The organism is Streptoalloteichus hindustanus (genome assembly GCF_900129375.1).
In the GTDB taxonomy this organism is placed as follows: Bacteria; Actinomycetota; Actinomycetes; order Mycobacteriales; family Pseudonocardiaceae; genus Streptoalloteichus; species Streptoalloteichus hindustanus.
Window position 1 is genome coordinate 100845 of sequence record NZ_FQVN01000010.1, and the last position, 19014, is coordinate 119858.

At 73.0% G+C, this 19014-nt stretch carries 16 protein-coding genes and 1 tRNA gene; 10 read left to right on the forward strand and 7 right to left on the reverse strand.

All coding sequences use genetic code 11. From position 1 onward, the window contains the following. Entirely contained in the window at positions 1–1791 is a 1791-nt protein-coding gene (gene metG, locus BUE43_RS26420) for a methionine--tRNA ligase (RefSeq protein ID WP_073488363.1), read from the reverse strand. A gap of 80 nt (positions 1792–1871) precedes the next feature. On the opposite strand from metG, the gene BUE43_RS26425 reads away from it, so the two are divergent. From BUE43_RS26425 to BUE43_RS26440, 4 genes are all read left to right on the forward strand, one after another. After that, the gene (locus BUE43_RS26425) at positions 1872–2444 is read left to right on the forward strand and encodes a PadR family transcriptional regulator (RefSeq protein ID WP_073488366.1); all 573 of its coding nucleotides are present in this window, start codon (positions 1872–1874) and stop codon (positions 2442–2444) included. 205 nt (positions 2445–2649) lie between these two features. After that, a complete protein-coding gene (locus tag BUE43_RS26430; protein ID WP_073488369.1) occupies positions 2650–3615 on the forward strand; it encodes an ATP-binding cassette domain-containing protein in 966 nt (321 codons plus the stop codon). Next, complete coding sequence (locus BUE43_RS26435) at positions 3605–4354, forward strand: ABC transporter permease (RefSeq protein ID WP_073488372.1); 750 nt, start codon at positions 3605–3607, stop codon at positions 4352–4354. The genes BUE43_RS26430 and BUE43_RS26435 overlap by 11 nt, the downstream gene beginning before the upstream one ends. Positions 4355–4458: 104 nt before the next feature. Next, positions 4459–5850: an aminodeoxychorismate synthase component I gene (locus BUE43_RS26440; RefSeq protein WP_083960195.1), complete on the forward strand. Its 1392-nt coding sequence runs from the start codon at positions 4459–4461 to the stop codon at positions 5848–5850. Positions 5851–6078: 228 nt separating this feature from the next. Here BUE43_RS26440 and rsmI read toward each other — a convergent pair whose 3' ends face one another. After that, positions 6079–6918 (reverse strand): 16S rRNA (cytidine(1402)-2'-O)-methyltransferase, encoded by an 840-nt coding sequence (gene rsmI, locus BUE43_RS26445; protein WP_073488507.1) that lies wholly within the window; start codon positions 6916–6918, stop codon positions 6079–6081. Positions 6919–7062: 144 nt separating this feature from the next. Here rsmI and BUE43_RS26450 point away from each other — a divergent pair, with 144 nt between their 5' ends. The 3 genes from BUE43_RS26450 (at position 7063) to BUE43_RS26460 (ending at position 11761) form a co-directional block, all read left to right on the forward strand. Beyond that, positions 7063–8607, forward strand: coding sequence for a dolichyl-phosphate-mannose--protein mannosyltransferase (locus BUE43_RS26450; protein ID WP_083960196.1), 1545 nt, complete (start codon positions 7063–7065; stop codon positions 8605–8607). Between the two features lie 264 nt (positions 8608–8871). Next, positions 8872–10251: a M28 family peptidase gene (locus BUE43_RS26455; RefSeq protein WP_073488377.1), complete on the forward strand. Its 1380-nt coding sequence runs from the start codon at positions 8872–8874 to the stop codon at positions 10249–10251. 64 nt (positions 10252–10315) lie between these two features. Continuing rightward, positions 10316–11761: an MFS transporter gene (locus BUE43_RS26460; protein WP_083960183.1), complete on the forward strand. Its 1446-nt coding sequence runs from the start codon at positions 10316–10318 to the stop codon at positions 11759–11761. 1072 nt (positions 11762–12833) lie between these two features. Here the strand turns inward: BUE43_RS26460 and BUE43_RS26465 are convergent. The 5 genes from BUE43_RS26465 to BUE43_RS26485 all read right to left on the reverse strand — a co-directional run bounded on the left by BUE43_RS26465 (position 12834) and on the right by BUE43_RS26485 (position 16939). Continuing rightward, positions 12834–12906: transfer RNA gene (locus BUE43_RS26465), tRNA-Ala, on the reverse strand. Between the two features lie 56 nt (positions 12907–12962). Then, entirely contained in the window at positions 12963–13739 is a 777-nt protein-coding gene (sepX, locus tag BUE43_RS26470) for a divisome protein SepX/GlpR (RefSeq protein WP_073488380.1), read from the reverse strand. A gap of 331 nt (positions 13740–14070) precedes the next feature. After that, entirely contained in the window at positions 14071–14745 is a 675-nt protein-coding gene (locus BUE43_RS26475; RefSeq protein ID WP_083960184.1) for a GNAT family N-acetyltransferase, read from the reverse strand. 6 nt (positions 14746–14751) lie between these two features. Beyond that, positions 14752–15975 carry a molybdotransferase-like divisome protein Glp gene (gene glp, locus BUE43_RS26480; RefSeq protein WP_073488384.1) on the reverse strand — a complete coding sequence of 408 codons (1224 nt, stop codon included), beginning with the start codon at positions 15973–15975 and terminating at the stop codon, positions 14752–14754. A gap of 73 nt (positions 15976–16048) precedes the next feature. Further along, a complete protein-coding gene (locus tag BUE43_RS26485) occupies positions 16049–16939 on the reverse strand; it encodes a UTP--glucose-1-phosphate uridylyltransferase (RefSeq protein WP_073488387.1) in 891 nt (296 codons plus the stop codon). A gap of 66 nt (positions 16940–17005) precedes the next feature. Here BUE43_RS26485 and BUE43_RS26490 point away from each other — a divergent pair, with 66 nt between their 5' ends. The 3 genes from BUE43_RS26490 (at position 17006) to BUE43_RS35680 (ending at position 18971) form a co-directional block, all read left to right on the forward strand. Further along, the gene (locus BUE43_RS26490; RefSeq protein WP_073488390.1) at positions 17006–17617 is read left to right on the forward strand and encodes a 5-formyltetrahydrofolate cyclo-ligase; all 612 of its coding nucleotides are present in this window, start codon (positions 17006–17008) and stop codon (positions 17615–17617) included. Between the two features lie 202 nt (positions 17618–17819). Beyond that, positions 17820–18149 (forward strand): FmdB family zinc ribbon protein, encoded by a 330-nt coding sequence (locus BUE43_RS26495; RefSeq protein ID WP_083960185.1) that lies wholly within the window; start codon positions 17820–17822, stop codon positions 18147–18149. 138 nt (positions 18150–18287) lie between these two features. Further along, positions 18288–18971, forward strand: coding sequence for an SAF domain-containing protein (locus BUE43_RS35680; RefSeq protein WP_073488397.1), 684 nt, complete (start codon positions 18288–18290; stop codon positions 18969–18971). The last annotated feature ends 43 nt before the right edge of the window (positions 18972–19014 follow it).

A 19014-nucleotide genomic window follows, 5' to 3' on the forward strand; every position in this document is an offset into this window, starting at 1 on the left:
TCACTGGATGGCGGCCCACTCCGGCCCGGTCTCGCCGAGCGCGGGGTCGAGCTTGGCGAACAGCGGCGCCGGCTTGGCCAGCGGCCGACCGACCTCGATCGGCCGGGACTCCCACCGCGCCTGCTCGGCGGCGTAGTCGCCGGAGAGCACGGGGTAGGCGGAGCCGGCCACGTCCAGGTCGTCGACCTCGCGGATCTCCGGCTGCGCCGCCCAGACGCCCGTACCGCCCAGCAGCTCGTGCACCTTCTGCGCCGAGTGCGGCAGGAACGGCGTGAGCAGCGTGTTCACGTCGCTGACGACCTGCAACGCGGTGTGCAGGATCGTGTCCCGCCGCTCCGGGTCGTCCTTGCGCTTCCACGGCTCCTGGTCGGACAGGTAGCGGTTGGCCGCGCCGACGACCCGCATCGCCTCGCCGATCGCCGCCTTGAGGCGGGACCGCCGCAGGTGGTCGCCCACCACGTCGAAAGCGTTGCGCGCCAACGCCTTCAGCTCCTCGTCGGCCTGCTGCGGGGCGCTGGGCCTCGGGATGGCGCCGACGTTCTTGTGCGCCATCGAGATCGACCGGTTGACCAGGTTGCCCCACTCGTTCGCCAGCTCGAAGTTGATCCGGCGGACGAACTCCTCCCAGGTGAAGTCGGTGTCCTGGTTCTCGGGGCCGGCGACCGAGATGAAGTAGCGCAGGGTGTCCGGGCCGAACTCGCGGAGGAAGTCGGTGACGTAGATGACCGTGCCCCGCGAGGTGGAGAACTTCGAGCCGCTCATGGTGAGGAACTCGCTGGAGACGACCTCGGTCGGCAGGTTCAGCTCGCCGAAGGAGCCCGGCCGCCCGTCGCGGTCGCCGCGGCCGTTGTGCCCGAGCAGCAGCGAGGGCCAGATCAGCGAGTGGAAGACGATGTTGTCCTTGCCCATGAAGTAGTACGCCTGGGCGTCCCGCTCGGTCCACCACGCCTTCCAGGCGTCGGCGTCGCCGCTGCGCCGCGCCCACTCCACCGAGGCCGACAGGTAGCCGACGACGGCGTCGAACCACACGTAGAACCGCTTCAGGGGCTGGTCGCGCCAGCCGTCCAGCGGGATCGGCACACCCCAGTCGAGGTCGCGGGTGATCGCGCGGGGCTGGAGGTCGCCGAGCAGGTTCTGGCTGAACTTGAGCACGTTGGGGCGCCACTGGGTGCGGGTGGACAGCCACTCGCCCAGCGACTCGGCGAACGCCGGCAGGTCGAGGAACAGGTGCTCGGTCTCGACAAACGCCGGCTTCTCGCCGTTGATCCGCGACTTCGGGTTGATCAGGTCGGCCGGGTCGAGCTGGTTGCCGCAGTTGTCGCACTGGTCGCCCCGCGCGCCGTCGTACCCGCAGATCGGGCAGGTGCCCTCGATGTAGCGGTCCGGCAGCGTGCGGCCGGTGGACGGGCTGATCGCGCCCTTGGTGACCTTGGGGATCACGTACCCGTTGCGGTGCAGCGCCAGGAACAGCTCCTGCACCACCTTGTAGTGGTTCCCGGTGACGGTGCGCGTGAACAGGTCGTAGGACAGGCCGAGGCCGCGCAGGTCCTCGACGATCACCCGGTTGTACTTGTCGGCGGTCTCCCTGGCCGTGCGGCCCTCCTTGTCCGCCTGCACCAGGATCGGGGTGCCGTGCTCGTCGGTCCCCGAGATCATGAGCACCCGGTTGCCCGACATTCGCTGGAAGCGGGAGAACACGTCGGACGGAACGCCGAACCCGGACACGTGCCCGATGTGCCGCGGGCCGTTGGCGTACGGCCAGGCCACCGCGGTGAGGACATGGGTGCTCATGTCCGCCTAGCCTACGGTCGACCGACCCGCCCACCCGACCGGGTTGTCGGGTCCCGGGTGGTGGGGAGGAGGCGCTGGCGATGTCGGCGACCAGGCTGCTGGTGCTGGGCGTGGTGCGCATGGCCGGCAGGGCGCATGGCTACCAGGTGCGGCGGGAGCTGCTGACCTGGGGCGCCGACAGCTGGGCCAACACCAAGCCGGGGTCGATCTACCACGCGCTGCGCAAGGCCACCAGGGACGGCCTGCTCGCCGCCGACGAGCCGGAGGCAGGCGAGGGCGGGCCGGAGCGCACCGTCTACCGGCTCACCGACGACGGCGAGACCGAGTTCCAGCTCCTGCTGCGCCGCGCCCTGAGCGAGGCCGGCGACGGCTACGCGCTCAGCGCGGGACTGTCGATGCTGCCGGCGTTGCGCCGCGAGGACGCGGTCACGCTGCTGACACTGCGGGTGGACCAGCTCCGGGCCTCGCTGGCCCGCCTGACGAGCTGGAGCGTGACCGACGTGGGGAAGCCGGAGCACGTGCGTGAGCACGTGCTGCTGTGGACGGCCCAGGTCAACGCCGAGGTGGAGTGGGCGCTCGGCCTCGTCGACCGACTCCGCGCTGGGGACTACCGCATGGCCGGCGAGGACGAGGACCGGGACGGCGAGGCCTGACCGGGCTGACCCGCTCAGCCGCGGAGGAGTTCGCCTTTCGTATGCGATATCGCTTCGACCCTCCATAGGGGTCGTAGATCGTATACGAAATACCATCTAGTCAAACTTGACTACCAGTCGCGTCGAAGGCCATGCTGCCCACCGGTAGTCAAGTTTGACTTCTGAGCAGACCTCGTTCCTCCTCTCCCTCCCAGGGGGTTGTCACGTGATCCACGTGCGCGGGCTCGCCCGCCGCTTCCAGACCCGCCGCGCGACCGTCGACGCGGTCCGCGGCGTCGACCTCGACGTCGCCGCCGGCGAGATCGTCGGATTCCTCGGCCCGAACGGGGCCGGCAAGACCACGACGTTGCGCATGCTCACCACGCTGCTCGAACCCTCCGCCGGCTCCGCCGAGGTCGCCGGCCACGACCTGCGCCGCGAACCGGCCGCGGTGCGCCGCCGGATCGGGTACGTCGCCCAGGGCGGCGGCTGCTCGCCGCAGGGCCGGGTCCGCGAGGAGCTGGTCCTCCAGGCCCGCCTGCACCGGCTCGACCGCGACCGCGCCCGCCGGCGGGTCGACGAGCTGATGGACCGGTTCGCCCTCGGCGACCTGGCCGACCGGACGACCGCCACCCTCTCCGGCGGGCAGCGCCGGCGCCTGGACCTCGCCATCGGCCTGGTCCACGACCCGGCGGTGCTGTTCCTCGACGAGCCCACCGCCGCGCTGGACCCCCAGAGCCGCGCCCACGTGTGGGACCACGTCCGCGCGCTCAACGCCGACCACCACGCCACGGTCTTCCTGACCACCCACTACCTCGACGAGGCCGACGCGCTGTGCGACCGCGTCCTGGTGATCGACCACGGGCGGATCGTGGCCGCCGGCACTCCCGCCGAGCTGAAGCGGCAGGTCTCCGGGGACGTGGTCGAGGTCGCCGGGCCCCGGCTCGCCGCCCTGGCGGAGATCGCCGGGCGGCTGCGGGGAGCGCGGGACGTGGCGACCACCGCGGACAGCGTCCGCTTCCGGGTGCCCCGGGGCGACACGGCGCTGCCCGAGCTGATGCGCGCGCTGGACCAGGCGTCCGTGCCGCTCACCTCCGTCCAGGTGCACCATCCCACGCTGGACGACGTCTTCCTGGCCGTGACCGGCCGTTCGCTCCGCGACGACGCCCCGGAGGCAACCCGTGCCGCGTGACACCCTGCTGGTCTTCCGCCACACGATCGGACCGGTGCTGCGCAGCCCGGTGACGATCGTGATCTCGATGGTCCACCCGGTGCTCTACCTGGTGCTGTTCGGGCCGCTGCTGGAGAACCTGGTGCGCGTGCCCGGCGCGACGAACTCCTGGCAGGTGTTCGCGCCCGGCATCCTGGTGCAGCTCGCCCTGTTCACCGGGGGGTTCGCCGGGTTCGCGCTGCTGCCGGACCTGCGGGCCGGCGTGGTCGAGCGGATGCGGGTGACCCCGGTCAGCCGGACCGCGCTGCTGCTCGGCCGGGTGCTGCGGGACGTCGTGGTAACGATGGTCCAGGCGGTGCTCCTGCTCGCCGCGGCGGCCGTGCTCGGGATGCGCGCGCCCGTCGCGGGGCTGGCGCTCGGGCTGCTCCTGGCGGCGGTGCTCTCCGGGGCGCTGTCCGCGGCGTCCTACACGATGGCCCTCTCCCTGCCCAACGAGTACCAGTTCGCGCCCGTCGTCCAGTCGCTGACGCTGCCGTTGATGCTGCTCTCGGGCGTGCTCCTGCCCATGGCCCTCGCGCCGGACTGGCTGCGCGTCGTGTCCTGGTTCAACCCGCTCAGCTACGCGGTGGACGCCGAACGGGCGTTGTTCCTCGGCGACTACGCGGCGACCGACGTGCTGGTCGGCGTGCTGGTCGTGGTGGTCGTGTTCGGGTTCACCGTGGTGTGGGGCACGCGCTCCTACCGGCGGCGGAACGCCTGACCGGCCTGTCGGGCCGGCCCACCGCCCCACGAGAATGGGCCGGCCCGATGACCGGGTGACGGCGAGTTACGCCGACTGGGTGAAGATGTGGGGTCATGGAGGCGGTGTGGGTCGTGTCGCGGCCGCTGGCCGGCGACGCCGGGCCGGAGCGGGTCCTGCGACGACTGGCGGCACGCGCCGCGGCGGCCGGCACGGCCCCGCCGGCGGCGGTGATCGGTGACTGGTTCGGCGGGCAGGCGGTGCTCGCGCCGACCGTCCTCGTCGCTCCGACCTCCCCGGCCGAGGCGTTCACGACCCCGGACCGGCAACCGGTCGTGGTGGCCGCGCCCGACCTGCCCCCCGGCGCTGTCGGCGGGGGGTGGTTCGGCTTTCTCGGCTACGGCCTGACCGATCCCGGCCGCTGGTCCGGGCCGCTCGGGCCCGGCGGGGGTCGCGCCCGGCTGCTGCCGGACGCGGCGTGGGGCTGGGCCGACCACGTGTTGCGCCGGGACGCGCGCGGCCAGTGGTGGTTCGAGGCGCTGGTGCCGGTGGACCGCCCCGCGCCGGAGGAGCTGGTCGCCGAGCTCGCCGAGCTCGTCGCCGCCGACGAGGACCCGCCAGAGCGCCCCTGGCTGGCCGGCCCGCTGCGGCGCTCTCCCGCCGAACGCCACGAGGCGGCGGTGGTCGGGTGCGTGGCGCGGATCGCGGCCGGGGAGATCTTCCAGGCCAACGTGTGCACCCGGTTCGAGTGGGAGTTCGACGGCGACGCCCTGGAGGTGTTCGCGGCCGGCTCGGCCCGGCTGCGCCCCGCGCGCGCCGCGTACGTGGCCGGCGGGTGGGGCGCCGTGGCGTCGCTGTCGCCCGAGCTCTTCCTGGCCCGCCACGACCGGCTCGTGCGGTCCAGCCCGATCAAGGGCACCCTGCCCCGGCGGGGGCCGGCCGACGCCGCCAACGCCGAGCTGCTGCGCCGCTCGACCAAGGACGTGGCCGAGAACGTGATGATCGTCGACCTGGTGCGCAACGACCTGGGTCGGGTCTGCGAGGTCGGCAGCGTGACCGTGCCCGAGCTGCTGGACGTGCAGCCGCACCCGGGCGTCTGGCACCTGGTGTCGACGGTGGAGGGACGACTGCCGGCGGCGGCCACCGACGCCGACCTGCTGGCCGCGGCCTTCCCGCCCGGATCGGTGACCGGCGCGCCGAAGCTGCGCGCGTTGGAGGTCGTCGCCGAGCTGGAGACCACGCCCCGCGAGGTCTACTGCGGGGCGGTGGGCGTGGCCTCGCCGCTGGCCGGCCTGGAGCTCAACGTGGCCATCCGCACCCTGGAACAACACGGCGACCGCCTCTGGCTGGGCGTGGGCGGCGGCATCACCGCCGACTCCGACCCCCACGCGGAGTGGCAGGAGTGCCTGACGAAGGCGGCCCCGCTCGAAGCCCTGTTGCACCCCGAGGCCCCCACCCCGGCCGTCGGCGCGCACACCGCCCGACTCGGCAGCCCCTTGACCCAGCCACTCATGTGAAGAGCGGTCAGGCCCACACCCGAGTCCGCGCCGAGACCCCCGAGAATCGCCGACCGAGCGCCCGCCTCGTGCCTACAGCCCTTAGCTAGGGGGAACCCCCTTTTCACATCATGACGGCGAGGTCTGACAGTTTCGGCCGGTCACAGCCACCCCGGGAGAGTGAAAATTCGCCTCGAACGGATTCACTCCGGCGGCGAACAACCGGGTTCCGGCAAAAGTCTCGTCCCCCTACGCGCGCCGAGCCGCCAGGACCGCGTCGTAGAGCGCCTTCTTCCCCGTTCCCACGCTGGTCTCGGCCACCTCGGCCACGGCCTGCTTCAGCCGGGCGCCCCCCGCGACCCGTCGCTCCACCTCCGCCACCAGCGCGTCCACGTCGTCCCCGGTGAGGTCGGACGGCTCGGCGCCCGCGACCACCACGCTCACCGGCCCGGTCACCCCGCCCGCCGCCCACTCGGCCAGCTCGGCGAGGCCGCCGCGCCGCACGTCCTCCCCCGGACCGGTCAGGTCCCGGCACACCGCCGCGGGCCGGTCCGCACCCCACACCGCGGCCGCCTCGGCCAACGTCTCCCCCAACGTCGAGGGGTCCGCGCAGAACACCACGGTCCGCTGCTCGCCGGCCAACGCCGCGAACCAGCGCCCCCGCTCCTCCGGCTCCGTCGGCGGCGCGTCCTCGAAGCAGAACCGGTCCGACGGCAACCCGGACACCGCGAGCGCGGCCGTCACCGCCGACGGGCCGGGCACGCAGGTCACCGGCGCCCCCTCGGCCGCGCAGGCCGCGACCAGCCCGACCGCGGCGGCCCCGGGAATCCCGTCGGTGGTCACCACGAGCACCGTGGCCCCGTCGCGCACCGCCTCGGCCAGCGGCCGGACCGGCTCGTCCGTGTCGACCACCCGTCCGGCGGGAGGCGCGTCGAGCGCGCTCGCCAGGCCCCTCAGCCAGGCGATGTCGTCGGTGACCACGACGTCGGCAGCGCCGAGCGCCTCGACCAGCCGGGGCGAGGCGTCACGGGGCTGTCCTATCGGGGCGGCGGCCAGCACCAGGCGGCCGGAACCGGATACGGGGCTCACGCCGCCCACCCTACGATCGGCCGAGTGAGCGAGCGGAGCGAGCGAACCATCGAGCACAGCGGTGTCCCTCGCACCGTCCCCGACGCCGAGGAGTCCGGCGTCGGTGTCCTGGTGCGCCAGGCGCCGGAACCCGGCGACGCCGTCGTGCCGGTCGGGGCGCTGCCGCCACCGGAGGACCCGGCGCCGGCCGACCCCGTCGACCGGTTGGGCCCGCCCCCGCCCACCGACCGGCTCCGCGGCTGGGCCACCGCCCTCGCGCTCGCGGCGCTCGGCGGTCTGGTCCGGTTCTGGAACCTGGGCTTCCCCACCGACAAGGGCACGCCGGTCTTCGACGAGAAGCACTACGTGCCGCAGGCGTGGCAGGTGCTCCGCAACGGCGGCTACGAGGACAACGCCGGCTACCGGCTCATCGTGCACCCCCCGCTGGGCAAGCAGCTCATCGCGATCGGCGAGTGGCTGTTCGGCTACGACGGATGGGGCTGGCGGTTCTCCGCCGCGGTCGCCGGCACGGTCAGCGTGCTGCTCATCGTGCGGATCGCCCGCCGGCTCACCCGCTCGACGCTGCTCGGCGCCCTGGCCGGCGTGCTGTTGGTCTGCGACGGCCTCAGCCACGTGCAGTCCAGGGTCGGGATGCTCGACGCCTTCCTGGCCGTGTTCGTGCTGGCGGCGTTCGGCTGCCTGCTCGTGGACCGCGACCAGGTGCGGCAACGCCTGGCGGTCGCGGTGCGCGAGGGCCGCGTGGCCGAGACGCCCTGGGGACCGCGGATGGGCTTCCGCTGGTGGCGGTTCGGCGCCGGTGTGCTGCTCGGCCTGGCCTGCGGCGTCAAGTGGTCGGGCACGTACTTCCTGGCCGCGTTCGCGGTGCTCTGCGTGGTGTGGGACGTGACGGCGCGCCGCGCGGCCGGCGTGCCCAGGCCCTGGGTCGGCACGGTCGTGCGCGACCTGGGTCCCGCGCTGTGGGCGCTGGCCGTGGTGCCGATCCTGGCGTACCTGGCCACCTGGTGGGCCTGGTTCGGCAGCGAGACCGGCGTCGACCGCCACGCGGTGGGCAGGGACGTGGGCGCCGACTCGCCCTTCTGGTTCGTGCCGGACGCGTTGCGGTCGCTGTGGTTCTACAGCTCGAAGGTCCTGGAGTTCCACAACTCCCTGGTCACCGACCCGAACAAGCCGCACCCGTGGGAGTCCAAGCCGTGGACGTGGCCGATGGGCCTGCGGCCGATGCTCTACTACCTGGAGTCGGGTGGTGGCGCGCCGGGCTGCGACGGGCGGCAGGACTGCCTGGGCGCGGTGATGCTGGTCGGCACGCCGGCGATGTGGTGGCTGGCCTTCCCGATGCTCGGCTGGGCGCTGTGGCGCGCCGTCACCCGCGTGGACTGGCGGTACGCGGCCGTGCTGGTCGCCTACGCCGCGGGCTGGCTGCCGTGGTTCGTCAACCTCGACCGGCAGATGTACTACTTCTACGTCACCCCGATCGCGCCGTTCCTGGTGCTCGGGCTGGTCCTGGTGATGGGCGAGATCCTGGGCTCGGCCCGCGCCGGCGCGGAACGCCGGGGCACGGGCCTGCTCGTGGTGGCGATCTACACGGGGCTCGTGGTGGCCAACTTCGCCTGGCTGTGGCCGATCCTGAACGGCAACGCCATCCCGTTGTGGTGGTGGAACGCGGAGATGTGGCTGCCGTCCTGGCGCTGACGCCCCGCCGCGGAGAGCTGGAGCGCCTCTCGGCCGGTGGTCCGCCGGCCGAGGGCCCCGAGCAGCGCCCCGAGCCCGCGCCCGGGCGGACCGCCCGCCGCCACCGACCCCGCCGAACGGCGGGTTGTTCCCGGCGGGGAGCGAACCTAGGTTTCCTCAGCACAGGGTGCCCTGCGTCGACATACGAAGAAGCCTTCCGGGAAGGCCCCGTCGCGTCCGAGCGGCGGGGCCTTCGCGGACTGCCGAACGCACGGGAGACACCCCATGACCGGAGTACGCCGCCGTGACCTGCTCGCCGGGGCCGCGGCCCTGGCCGGTTTCGCCACCGTCGGATTCCTGCCCGGCACGGCCGCCGCGGCCACCCGCCAGCGCCCCGGCGCGGTCAACCCGCCCTCGCTGGGCATCGGCGACCACGCGATCACGGCGCGGGTCAGCGCGAGGCGCGCTCTGGCGCACATCCGGCACCTCAGCGAGACCATCGGGCCGCGCATCGGCGGCACGCCGTCGGAGCGCAGGGCGGCCGACTACCTGGCCGACGTGCTGCGGGACCTGCGGTACAACGTGCGGCTCCAGCCGTTCCCGGTGGCCGACAAGTACCTCGCCGACGTGCTGGGCGACGGGGTCCGCTGGCAGTCCGCCGCCTCGTCGGAGGGCGCGCTCGACGTGACCGTGACCGGCGACGTGGTGGACGCCCGAGCCGGTGGCGACGGGGACTACCCGGCCGACGTCCGGGGCAGGATCGTGCTGGTCGACCGCGTGCGCGGCAGCGAGGCGAAGCAGGTCAGGACCGCGGTCGCGAAGGGCGCGGCAGCCGTGCTCCTGGTCGCCACACCCGCCCCGACAGCCCCGAACCAGCGGGCCGGCTCCTTCACCCCCGCCATCGGCGAGCGGGTCGGCGTCCCGGTGCTCGGTCTGGCCCAGGTGCACGGCGAGAAGGCCAGGAAGCGACTCGCGGGCGGCGGCCTGCGGCTGAGCCTGCGCGTCACCCACCACAAGAAGCTGACCTCGTACAACGTGCTCGCCGAGCGCCCGGCCACCTTCCCGTCCCGGGACCAGGGCGTCGTGATGGTCACCGCCCACTACGACTCCGTTCCCGGCTCGCCGGGCGCGAACGACGACGGCAGCGGCACCGCGCTCTGCCTGGAGCTGGCCCGCGTGCTGCGCTACCTGCCCACCCAGAAGGCCCTGCGCTTCGCGCTGTGGGGCTCCGAGGAGCAGGGCCTCATCGGCTCCAAGCACTACGTGTCCCAGCTCGACGACGACGCGGCCAAGCGCATCGCCGGCTGCTTCCAGAACGACATGGTCGCCACGAGCCACGACCCGGCGAAGCACTACTGGCTGCTCTCCGTCGACGGCGGGAACAACACCACCACCTCGGCGGTGGCCGGGGCCGCGCGACGCCTGGGCTACACGCCCCAGACCAAGGGTCCGGTGGCCAGGGGCTCCAGCGACCACGTGCCCTTCCACCAGCGCGGCATCGCCTCGGCGAACTTCAGCTGGCGCGGCGAAGCCGGGCCGCAGCTGCTGGAGCCGACCTACCACACCCCCGAGGACACCATCCAGGACAACATCAGCCTGGACCGCCTCCAGGTCTCCCTGGAGCTGATCGGCTGCGCCGCCTACGACGTCGCCCGCCACCGCTGACCCACCAGATTCCCCAGGAAAGGCCGGGCGCCCCACGCCCGGCCTTTCCGTATCAACTTCCGCGGTGGACTGGTCTCACCCAGGGAGGAGTGGAGACCTGCCCGATCGACTGCGAGCACGAGGAGATGGTGAACGCGGAATCCGTTCTGAGCATCGGCGGAATCGTCTCGGACGTGTTCGCACGGTTCGGCTCGGCGCGATACCCAGCACTGGAGCCTTCTGTTGTGAAACTCTGGCCAGAGGAATTCTCGAAGTGCGCACGAAGGAATCTGGCGACGCCAAGGTGAGACTGGGAAGTCGCTTCCACAGACTCTTCGGCGCCACGCTCGTGTCGGCCATCGGCACCGGCATGCACGCCGCCGCGCTGCCCCTGCTGGTCCTGCAGAGCACCAGCGGCCCGATGGCGTTGAGCTCCGTCGTCATGGCCGCCGAGGTTCCCTGGGTGCTGCTCTCGCTGCACGCCGGTGTCGTGGTGGACCGACTGGACCGCCGGCGGGTGATGGTGTGGGCCGACCTGGGGCGGTTCGCCGTCCTGGTCGCTCTCGCGGTGCTGGTCCTGACCGCGCTGGTGAACCTGGTGTGTCTGGTGCTCGCGGCGTTCCTGCTGGGCGTCGGCCAGGTCTTCTTCGACATCGCCGCCCAGTCGGCCGTTCCCGACCTCGTGTCGCGGGATCCGCGGAGCCTGGCAACGGCGAACGGGCGGATCGTCGCGGCGGAGAGCAACGGTGAGGACTTCGTGGGGCCTCCGCTTGGCTCCGCCCTGTTCGGCCTGTGGAACCTCCTGCCGTTCGCCGGCAACGCCCTCTCGTTCGCCGCCAGCGGCCTGTTGATCTTCTCGATCCGGACGGACGCCAAGCCGAAGGAGACGTCCGGAACTCCGCGCAGGAGCGTGCGGGGCGAAATCGCCGAGGGCATCCGGTGGTTGTTCGGGAACCGGACCCTGCGGGCGCTGGCCACGGCTTCCTGCCTCGGCAACATCGCCGTCACCGCCCAGTTCGCGATGCTCGCGCTGCTGGCCAAGGAGGTCCTCGGACTTCCGGACTTCGGTTTCGGTTTGTTGCTGACGGCCACCGCGGTCGGCGCGACGGTCGGGGGACTGGCCGCGGCGGCCGCCGGCAAGCGATTCGGCCCCGGCACGGTGGTGCTCGCGGGCAAAGCCGGCGTGGGCACGGCCGTTCTGGTTCTGGGACTTGTCGCCAATGCGTGGGTCGCGGCCGCGATGATGATGGTGACCGGCGCGCTGATGACCGCGGAGAAAGTCGTGGTGAGCACATTGCGCCAGCAGATCGTGCCCAATGAACTCTTGGGGAGAGTGCTCTCGTCGAGCAGACTGGTGGTAATGACCGGGGGTCCGGTTGGCGCGGCACTCGGCGGCGTTCTCGCCAGCTTGTTCGCCGTCCAGGTCTCGTATGTCGCCGGTGGCGTTTTTCTCATCCTGGTGACGCTGGTCTTCTATCCTGTGCTGAACAACCGCACCCTGGCAAGCACTACGGACGAGTCGGCCAGGTAAGCGAGAAAATCTGCGGCCGCGCGGGAGGAGACGACATGTCGTGATCACCTGCGGAATCAAGGCGTCGCATGACGCTGCAGTCACAATCCCCCGCGAACCACCCGATCCAGGCATTGCGCACCAGCCTGCCCAGCTGATCCCCACCCGAGAGCGGCGATGACCTGCATCTTCGCCGGCGACTCGCCCCCCAAAGCCAGCGCAATCAACAGGCCATCCCCAACAACTCCACCAGGTTGTCCACAGGGCCCCAAGTTATCCACAGCGAAACCCTCAGCCCTTTGCCACGCGCCCCCGAGCGAATAGGCTGGAGCAGGGCTCGCCCCCCAAGGCGGGTGGGGGCTGTCAACAGCAGAGATCTGGCACCCACCCCAACAACCCGGGCTCCTGACAGCTCTCCCGAGCGCGAATACCGAGCGAGCACCCCCGTCAGCCGTACGGCCGAACCACCGCCAAAGCCCACCACTTCTCGGCGACTGCCCCTCCCAGAGAAGACCTTGAGCCAGCGGCAAACCCCCACAGCCGTTCTGTGCAGCCGTGCGATCGAAGACGACCGCACAGCCCCTGAGCACCCCCAGAGCCAACGTGGACAGTCCCAAAGGCGTGCACCGCCAGGCAACCACGCCAACAGCAAGCTGTGCCCAGCCATGCGGTCGAAGACAGCCATGGCCCTGATCCTTCGACGCTGCGCGAGGAAGAGACAGCCCTTCATGGGCCCATGTGGACACTCCGAGCGCCCGCACCAAGCGATCGGCCAACAGAGATCACCGGCGCCACCGAGGCGAGCCGAGGTCCTCCCAGCTGTGCGGTCGAAGACCGCCACGGCCCACCCCACCCCAGAAGAAGAACGTGAGCCTCACCACAGCAAGCGGAAATACGCCCCGGAGCCCACAGAACGACCCCGCCCCAGTGATGTAAGACACAAAAGAAGAGATGCTGGTCCGAGATGTCGCGCCCAGCGCCCGCCAAGGCGAGGAGCTCGCACCGTGGGGGGCATGGGGGGCTCGGCCCTCCAAAACAATAAAGGACGACCCCCGTTCGCGCTTTCCGCGAACGGGGGTCGTCCAGTCGGACGTGGAGCTGAGGGGAATCGAACCCCTGACCTTCTCGATGCGAACGAGACGCGCTACCAACTGCGCTACAGCCCCGTGCTTGGTGCCCCCAAAGCATAGCAGGTTTCTGGGGGCACTTTCGCCACCCCCCTCTACTCGCCCACCGCGCGGCGGTAGCTGAACGGCGTGGGGGCGTCGAGCTCGTCGAACGCCGGGTCCTCGTCGTCGATCTCCACGACGATCGTCCCGGGGCGCGGCGACCGGCTGGGTGGGACCGCGAGCTGCTCGTCCCGCTCGGCGGGCGCCGTGGTGGGGTGCGGCTGCCCGGCGGCGCGGCGCCGGGCGCCGGCGAGCCGGGCGAGGCGGCGCTGCCGGACCTCCTCCTCGATGCGCACCTGGCGGCGCAGGTAGGTCAGGTAGCCGACGAGGAGGAGGTCGAGCCCGCCGTGGACCCACCACAGGAGCGGCAGGGAGACGAAGGCCAGCACGCCGCTGACGAGCGCCAGCAGGAGCATGGCGAGGACCACGCGCTGCCGGAACTGGTACTTGGCCCGCGCGACGGCGGCCGCGTGGTCGGGGTCGAAGCCGCCCCGGCCCGGTCGGTAGCGCCGGGACGTCCCCGGCTCGTCGGCGAGGTCGTTCCGCTCGTCGGGCCCGGGGCGGTCGTCGCCGTCGCCGTACGCCTCGTACGGGCCGTGGGCGCCGTCACCCTCGCCACCGGGGTGGCCGTCGCCGTCGGGGTCGGCCATGTCGAACCCGTCCTCCGTGCTGCTGGCCTGGCCGGCCCGCCGGGACCCGCCCCGCCGCAGGACGCGGGCGGCCAACGCGGAGTCGGCGGTGCGGACGACCTCCTGGCGCCGCCGGGCGATCATCGGGACCAGCACGACGAGCCAGGCGACGGCCAGCGCCGCGAAGATCAACGAGCTCATGACTCGCCACCTCCCCCGGTCGTCGAGCAGCGCGCGTGTGCCACCGCCACGCTAGTCACAGCAGTCACACCAGTGTCGGAGGCGCGCCGACGGGCACGCGTTCCCGGCAGGCGGTAGAGATCACCCGATGCGTTCATCGAACCGGATGACGATCTCGACGCGCCAGCATGACGCCGACGTGACCACCCGCACGGACCAACGACGGCCGCCCGACCCCCGTTACGCGGCCCGCGGTCCCCACTCCGCGTCATCCCTCTCCCCCACATGCCTGATCAGGTAGCCATGCCCCGGGGGCGGATACGTGAAGCGTCCGGTGACGAAGGCCACGCGCTCAGCCGAGCCGGGCGCGGCCGGCGGCCACCAGGCGGGCGACCAGGCCCTCGGGGGCGTCCTCGACGGTGAGGGCGAGGCAGACGTGGTCCCGCCAGGCCCCGTCCACGTCCAGGTACCTGCGGAACAGCCCCTCCTCGCGGAAGCCCAGCTTGGCCAGCACCCGCAGCGACGCGCTGTTCTCCGGCCGCACCGTGGCCTCCAGCCGGTGCAGGCCGGCCGCGGCGAAGCAGTGGTCGGCGGCGAGGGCGACCGCCGCGGTGGCCACCCCGCCCCGCACGCGGTCGCCGGCCACCCAGTAGCCCACCCAGGCGGAGCGGAGCGCGCCCCGGACGACGTTGCCGATGGTGATCTGGCCGCCGAACTCCCCGTCGACGGTGATGACGAAGGGCAGCGCCTGCCCCTGGCGCGCCATGGAGCGCAGGGACGACCACTGGCCGGGCCACGCCAGCACCGCGTTGCGGTCCTCCCACGCGGCGGCGACGGTCGGCTCCCACCGCTCCAGGTGGGCCCGGTCGCGCAGGCGGACCCGGCTCCAGGCGGCCCCGTCGAACAGTCGCGGCGGGCGCAGCTCGACGGCCCCCGCGGGCACCAGGAGCGGCCCGAGCCGGGCGGGCCAGCCCGGGTGCCTGGTCCCGGCGGCGAGCTCCACGGTCCCGCCGTCGGCCGGGCGCACCGCGGCTCAGCCCCGCTGGGCCAGGAAGCTGACCTCGACCTCGTCCCCCTCGGCCACGTCGGTGACGTCCTCGTCGATCACGACGAGGCAGTTGGCCTCGGCCAGCGAGGCGAGGAGGTGCGCGCCGGCGGTGCCCAGCGGCTGCACCAGGTACTCGCCGGTCTCGGTGTCGCGCAGCAACTGGCCGCGCAGGTAGCCGCGGCGACCCTTCGTCGAGGTGACCGGCGCCAGCAGCCGGGCGCGCACGCTGCGCCGGGTCGGGGTGCGCTTGCCCAGCGCCGTCCTGATCAACGGCCGGACCAGCACCTCGAACACGACGAGCGCGCTGATCGGGTTGCTCGGCAGCAGGAAGGTGGGGACCGCGTCCGGGCCGAGCCGGCCGAAGCCCTGCACCGAGCCGGGGTGCATCGCGACCCGGGTGACGTCGAGTTCGCCGAGGTCGGCGAGGGCGGCCCGCACCTCGTCGCCGGCCGAGCCGCCGACCCCGCCGGCGATCACCACGACCTCGGAGATCAGCAACCGCCCCTCGACGATCTCGCGCAGCCGGCGCGGATCCGTGCTGGCGATGCCGACCCTGGTCGCCTCGGCGCCGGCGTCCCTGGCCGCCGCCGTCAGGGCGTAGGAGTTGACGTCGAAGATCTGCCCGGGGCCGGGGTCGCGGTCGATGTCGACCAGCTCGTCGCCCACCGAGATGACCGACACCCTCGGCTGCGGGTGGACCAGCACCTTGCTCCTGCCGACCGCGGCCAGCAGGCCGACCTGGGCCGATCCGATCGGGGAGCCGGACCGCACGGCCACGTCGCCGGTCTGCACGTCCTCCCCGGCCTTGCGGACGAACCCGGCCGAGGGCACCGGTCGGTTGACGGTGACCTTGGCCGGGTGTTCGTCGGTGTACCCGAGCGGGACGACGGCGTCGGCGAGGGTGGGCAGCGGCGCGCCGGTGACCACCCGGACGGCCTGCCCCGGTTGCAGCCGGTGCGGTTGTCGGGAGCCGGCGGGGATCTCGCCGACGACCGGGAGCACGACCGGCTCCTCGGCCGCGGCCTGCACGTCGACGCTGCGCACCGCGTAGCCGTCGACGGCGGCCTGGTCGAAGCCGGGCAGCGCGGTCTCGGCGACCACCTCCTCGGCGCAGAGCAGGCCCTGTGCCTCGGAGATCGCCACCCGGACCGGCGCCGGGCGCACCGCGGCCGCCAGCACCCGGTGGAGCTGCTCCTCGACGGACCTCATCGCTGTGACCTCAACTCCCGACACCTCGCACTCCCCCCTTCCGGCGCTCGCCGGCCGTCGGCCGCCGGGCGCGTCACACCTCGGTGACCCGCTCGCGCAGCCACTCGCGCAGCCCCGGGCCGTACTCCGGGTTCTCCAGCGCGAAGTCGACCGCCGCGCGGAGGAACCCGCCCGGGTTGCCCAGATCGTGCCGGGAACCGCGGTGGACCAGGACGTGGACCGGGTGCCCCTCCTCGATCAGCAACGCGATCGCGTCGGTGAGCTGGAGCTCGCCGCCCGCGCCCGGGGTGATCCTGCGGAGCGCGTCGAAGACCGCGCGGTCGAGCAGGTACCGACCGGCGGCGGCGTAGGTGGAGGGCGCCTCCTCGGGGCGGGGTTTCTCCACCATGCCCTTGACCCGCAGCACATCCTGCTCGCCGGTGGGCTCGACGTCGAACACGCCGTAGGCGGAGACCTCCTCCCGCGGCAGGTCGAGCGCGAGCAGGACGCTGCCGCCGAACTCCTCGCGCACCCTGGCCATCGCCCGGAGGGCGCCGGTGGGCAGCACCAGGTCGTCGGGCAGCAGCACGGCGACGGCCTCGTCCTGACCGTCCAGGGAGGACTCGGCGCAGCCGACGGCGTGGCCGAGGCCCAGCGCCTGGTCCTGGATGGCGACGTCGACGTCGATCAGGCCGGGGGCGCGGCGCACCTTGTCGAGCAGGGCGGTCTTGCCGCGCTCCTCGAGCGTGGCCTCCAGGTCGGGACGGGGGCGGAAGTGGTCGACCACGGCGCGCTTGTCGGGGGAGGTGACGATGACGAGACGGGCGGCTCCGGCCTCGGCGGCCTCGGCGGCGACCAGCTCGATCCCGGGTGTGTCGACGACCGGGAGCAGTTCCTTCGGCACGGTCTTCGTGGTGGGCAGGAATCGGGTACCCAGGCCCGCGGCGGGGACGATCGCGGTGCGGAACGTGCTCGTCGAGCTCATGGTGAGCGAGCCTAACGGCGATCGGATAAGGGAGCTGAGCCATCCGCCACCGTACGCTCACGTCCCGTGGTAGAGCGCGGGTTCGACCAGCTCGACAAGGCGGCGTGGCGGGCGAGGGTGCTCGCGGAACGACGGGCGGCCTCCGCCGCGACCCACGCGGCCGAGGCGACGGCGTTGGCCGACGCGGTCGGCCGCTGGGCGAGCGGCCAGCGCGGCACCGCGTGCGCCTACGTGCCGGTGGGCACCGAGCCGGGGTCGTCGGCGATGTTGGACGCCCTGCGCTGGGCCGGGTGGCGGGTGTTGCTGCCCGTCGTGCCCGCTCCGCGGGTGGGGCCCTCAGCACTGGAGTGGGCCGAGTACCGGGGGGAGGGGTCGCTGGCCCGGGGCGCGTTCGGGCTGCTCGAGCCGACGGGACCGCGGCTGGGGCCGGACGCGGCGGCGGAGGCGGAGGTCGTGTTCGTGCCGGCGCTGGCGGTCGACGCGCGCGGTGTCCGCCTCGGGCGTGGGGGCGGGTACTACGACCGCTCGTTGCCGCTCACCCGACCGGGGACGCTGCTGGTCGCCGTCGTGCGGGACGGCGAGGTCGTCGCCGAGCTGCCGGCGGAGCCGCACGACGTGCGCGTGGGGGCGGTGCTCACGCCCGCGCGCGGGCTCGTGCCGCTCGCTCCGCCGGGGTGAAGTTGATCAAATTTCGCCGGGCGCGCGCGTCGGGCGCCACGACGAGCGCGCCAGCGTCACGACCGCGGTCAGCGACAATGCGCCAACTGTCACCCACCCGGGTGTGACCAGGACGTGTTTGCGTCCAGGCTCTCGTTGACGCATCATCGGTCTGGCACTCTCGCCTGGCGAGTGCCAGATCGGGAAGCCGCGGAGGGTAACAGTGCCGACCTACGCCTACGCCTGCACGCAGTGCGACCACCGGTTCGAGGCGGTGCAGTCGTTCACCGACGCCGCGCTCACCGAATGCCCGGAGTGCTCCGGCAAGCTGCGCAAGCTGTTCAACGCCGTGGGCATCGTGTTCAAGGGCAGCGGCTTCTACCGTACCGACAACCGCTCGTCGAGCTCCGGCAAGTCCTCGTCGACGACCTCGACGTCGTCGGCCTCGTCGACGTCCGGCTCCTCGTCGACGACCTCGACCAGCTCCAGCTCGTCGAACGGCTCGTCCTCCGGCACGACGTCGAGCAGCACCTCCGCGTCGGCCGCGTCCTGAGGTCGTTGTCAAGCGAATAACGCGACTTATCCACAGGCGCCCCGGTTTGTCCACAGCCGGGGCGCTTGTCGTTTCCCGGTCGCGCCCCGCGCCCTAACGTCGAGCCGACGAACCGGCACCGACCGCAGGGAGCCCGCCATGACCAGGGAGAACCGCCCGACCCGCGCACTCCCCCACCCCCTCTCCCCTCCGCTGCGCGACCGCGTCCGCGGCCTGCTCCACGGCGGCTGGGGACGCCCGGTCCTGCTCCGCCGCGCGCTCGCGGGCGCGCTGACCCTGCTGGCCCTGGTGCTCGCGCTCCACCCACCGCCCGGCCGACCACCCGACACCGGGCCGGTCCTGGTGGCGGCCAGGGACATCGCCCCGGGCGCGTTGATCCAGCCAGCCGACGTGGCACAGCGGCGGGCGGCGGCCGACAGCGCTCCGGCCCACGCGCTCCAGGAACCCGCCCAGGCCGTCGGCAGAGTCCTGGCCGGGGCGGCCCGCGCGGGTGAGCCGCTCACGGACGTGCGGCTGGCCGGCCCGGAGTTCACCGAGCTCGTCACCCGACGCGGCGCGGCCGCCGCCGTGCCCGTGCGGCTGGCCGACCCGGACGTGGCCGACCTGCTGCGCCCGGGCAGCCGGGTCGACGTGGTCTCCCTGGCGCCCGACCGGGCGGGGCCGGCCGTCCTGGCCGCGGACGCCGTGGTGGTGGCGGTCCGACCAGCCAGCGGCACGCCCGCCAACCCGGGCCGCCTGGTGGTGGTCGGCGTGGCGCGGGAGGAGGCGACCCGGGTAACCGCAGCGTCACTCTCGCAGGGGGTCGCCGTTACTCTGCGCTGAGGTCCTGTCTCGACCGAAGGAACCACCGGCTACTACTCCGCCA

Coding starts and splice junctions, on each gene's coding strand:
- metG (WP_073488363.1), bottom strand. CDS start 1,791: ATGAGCACCCATGTCCTCACCGCGGTGGCCTGGCCGTACGCCAACGGC.
- BUE43_RS26425 (WP_073488366.1), top strand. CDS start 1,872: ATGTCGGCGACCAGGCTGCTGGTGCTGGGCGTGGTGCGCATGGCCGGC.
- BUE43_RS26455 (WP_073488377.1), top strand. CDS start 8,872: ATGACCGGAGTACGCCGCCGTGACCTGCTCGCCGGGGCCGCGGCCCTG.
- sepX (WP_073488380.1), bottom strand. CDS start 13,739: ATGAGCTCGTTGATCTTCGCGGCGCTGGCCGTCGCCTGGCTCGTCGTG.
- glp (WP_073488384.1), bottom strand. CDS start 15,975: ATGAGGTCCGTCGAGGAGCAGCTCCACCGGGTGCTGGCGGCCGCGGTG.
- BUE43_RS26485 (WP_073488387.1), bottom strand. CDS start 16,939: ATGAGCTCGACGAGCACGTTCCGCACCGCGATCGTCCCCGCCGCGGGC.
- BUE43_RS35680 (WP_073488397.1), top strand. CDS start 18,288: ATGACCAGGGAGAACCGCCCGACCCGCGCACTCCCCCACCCCCTCTCC.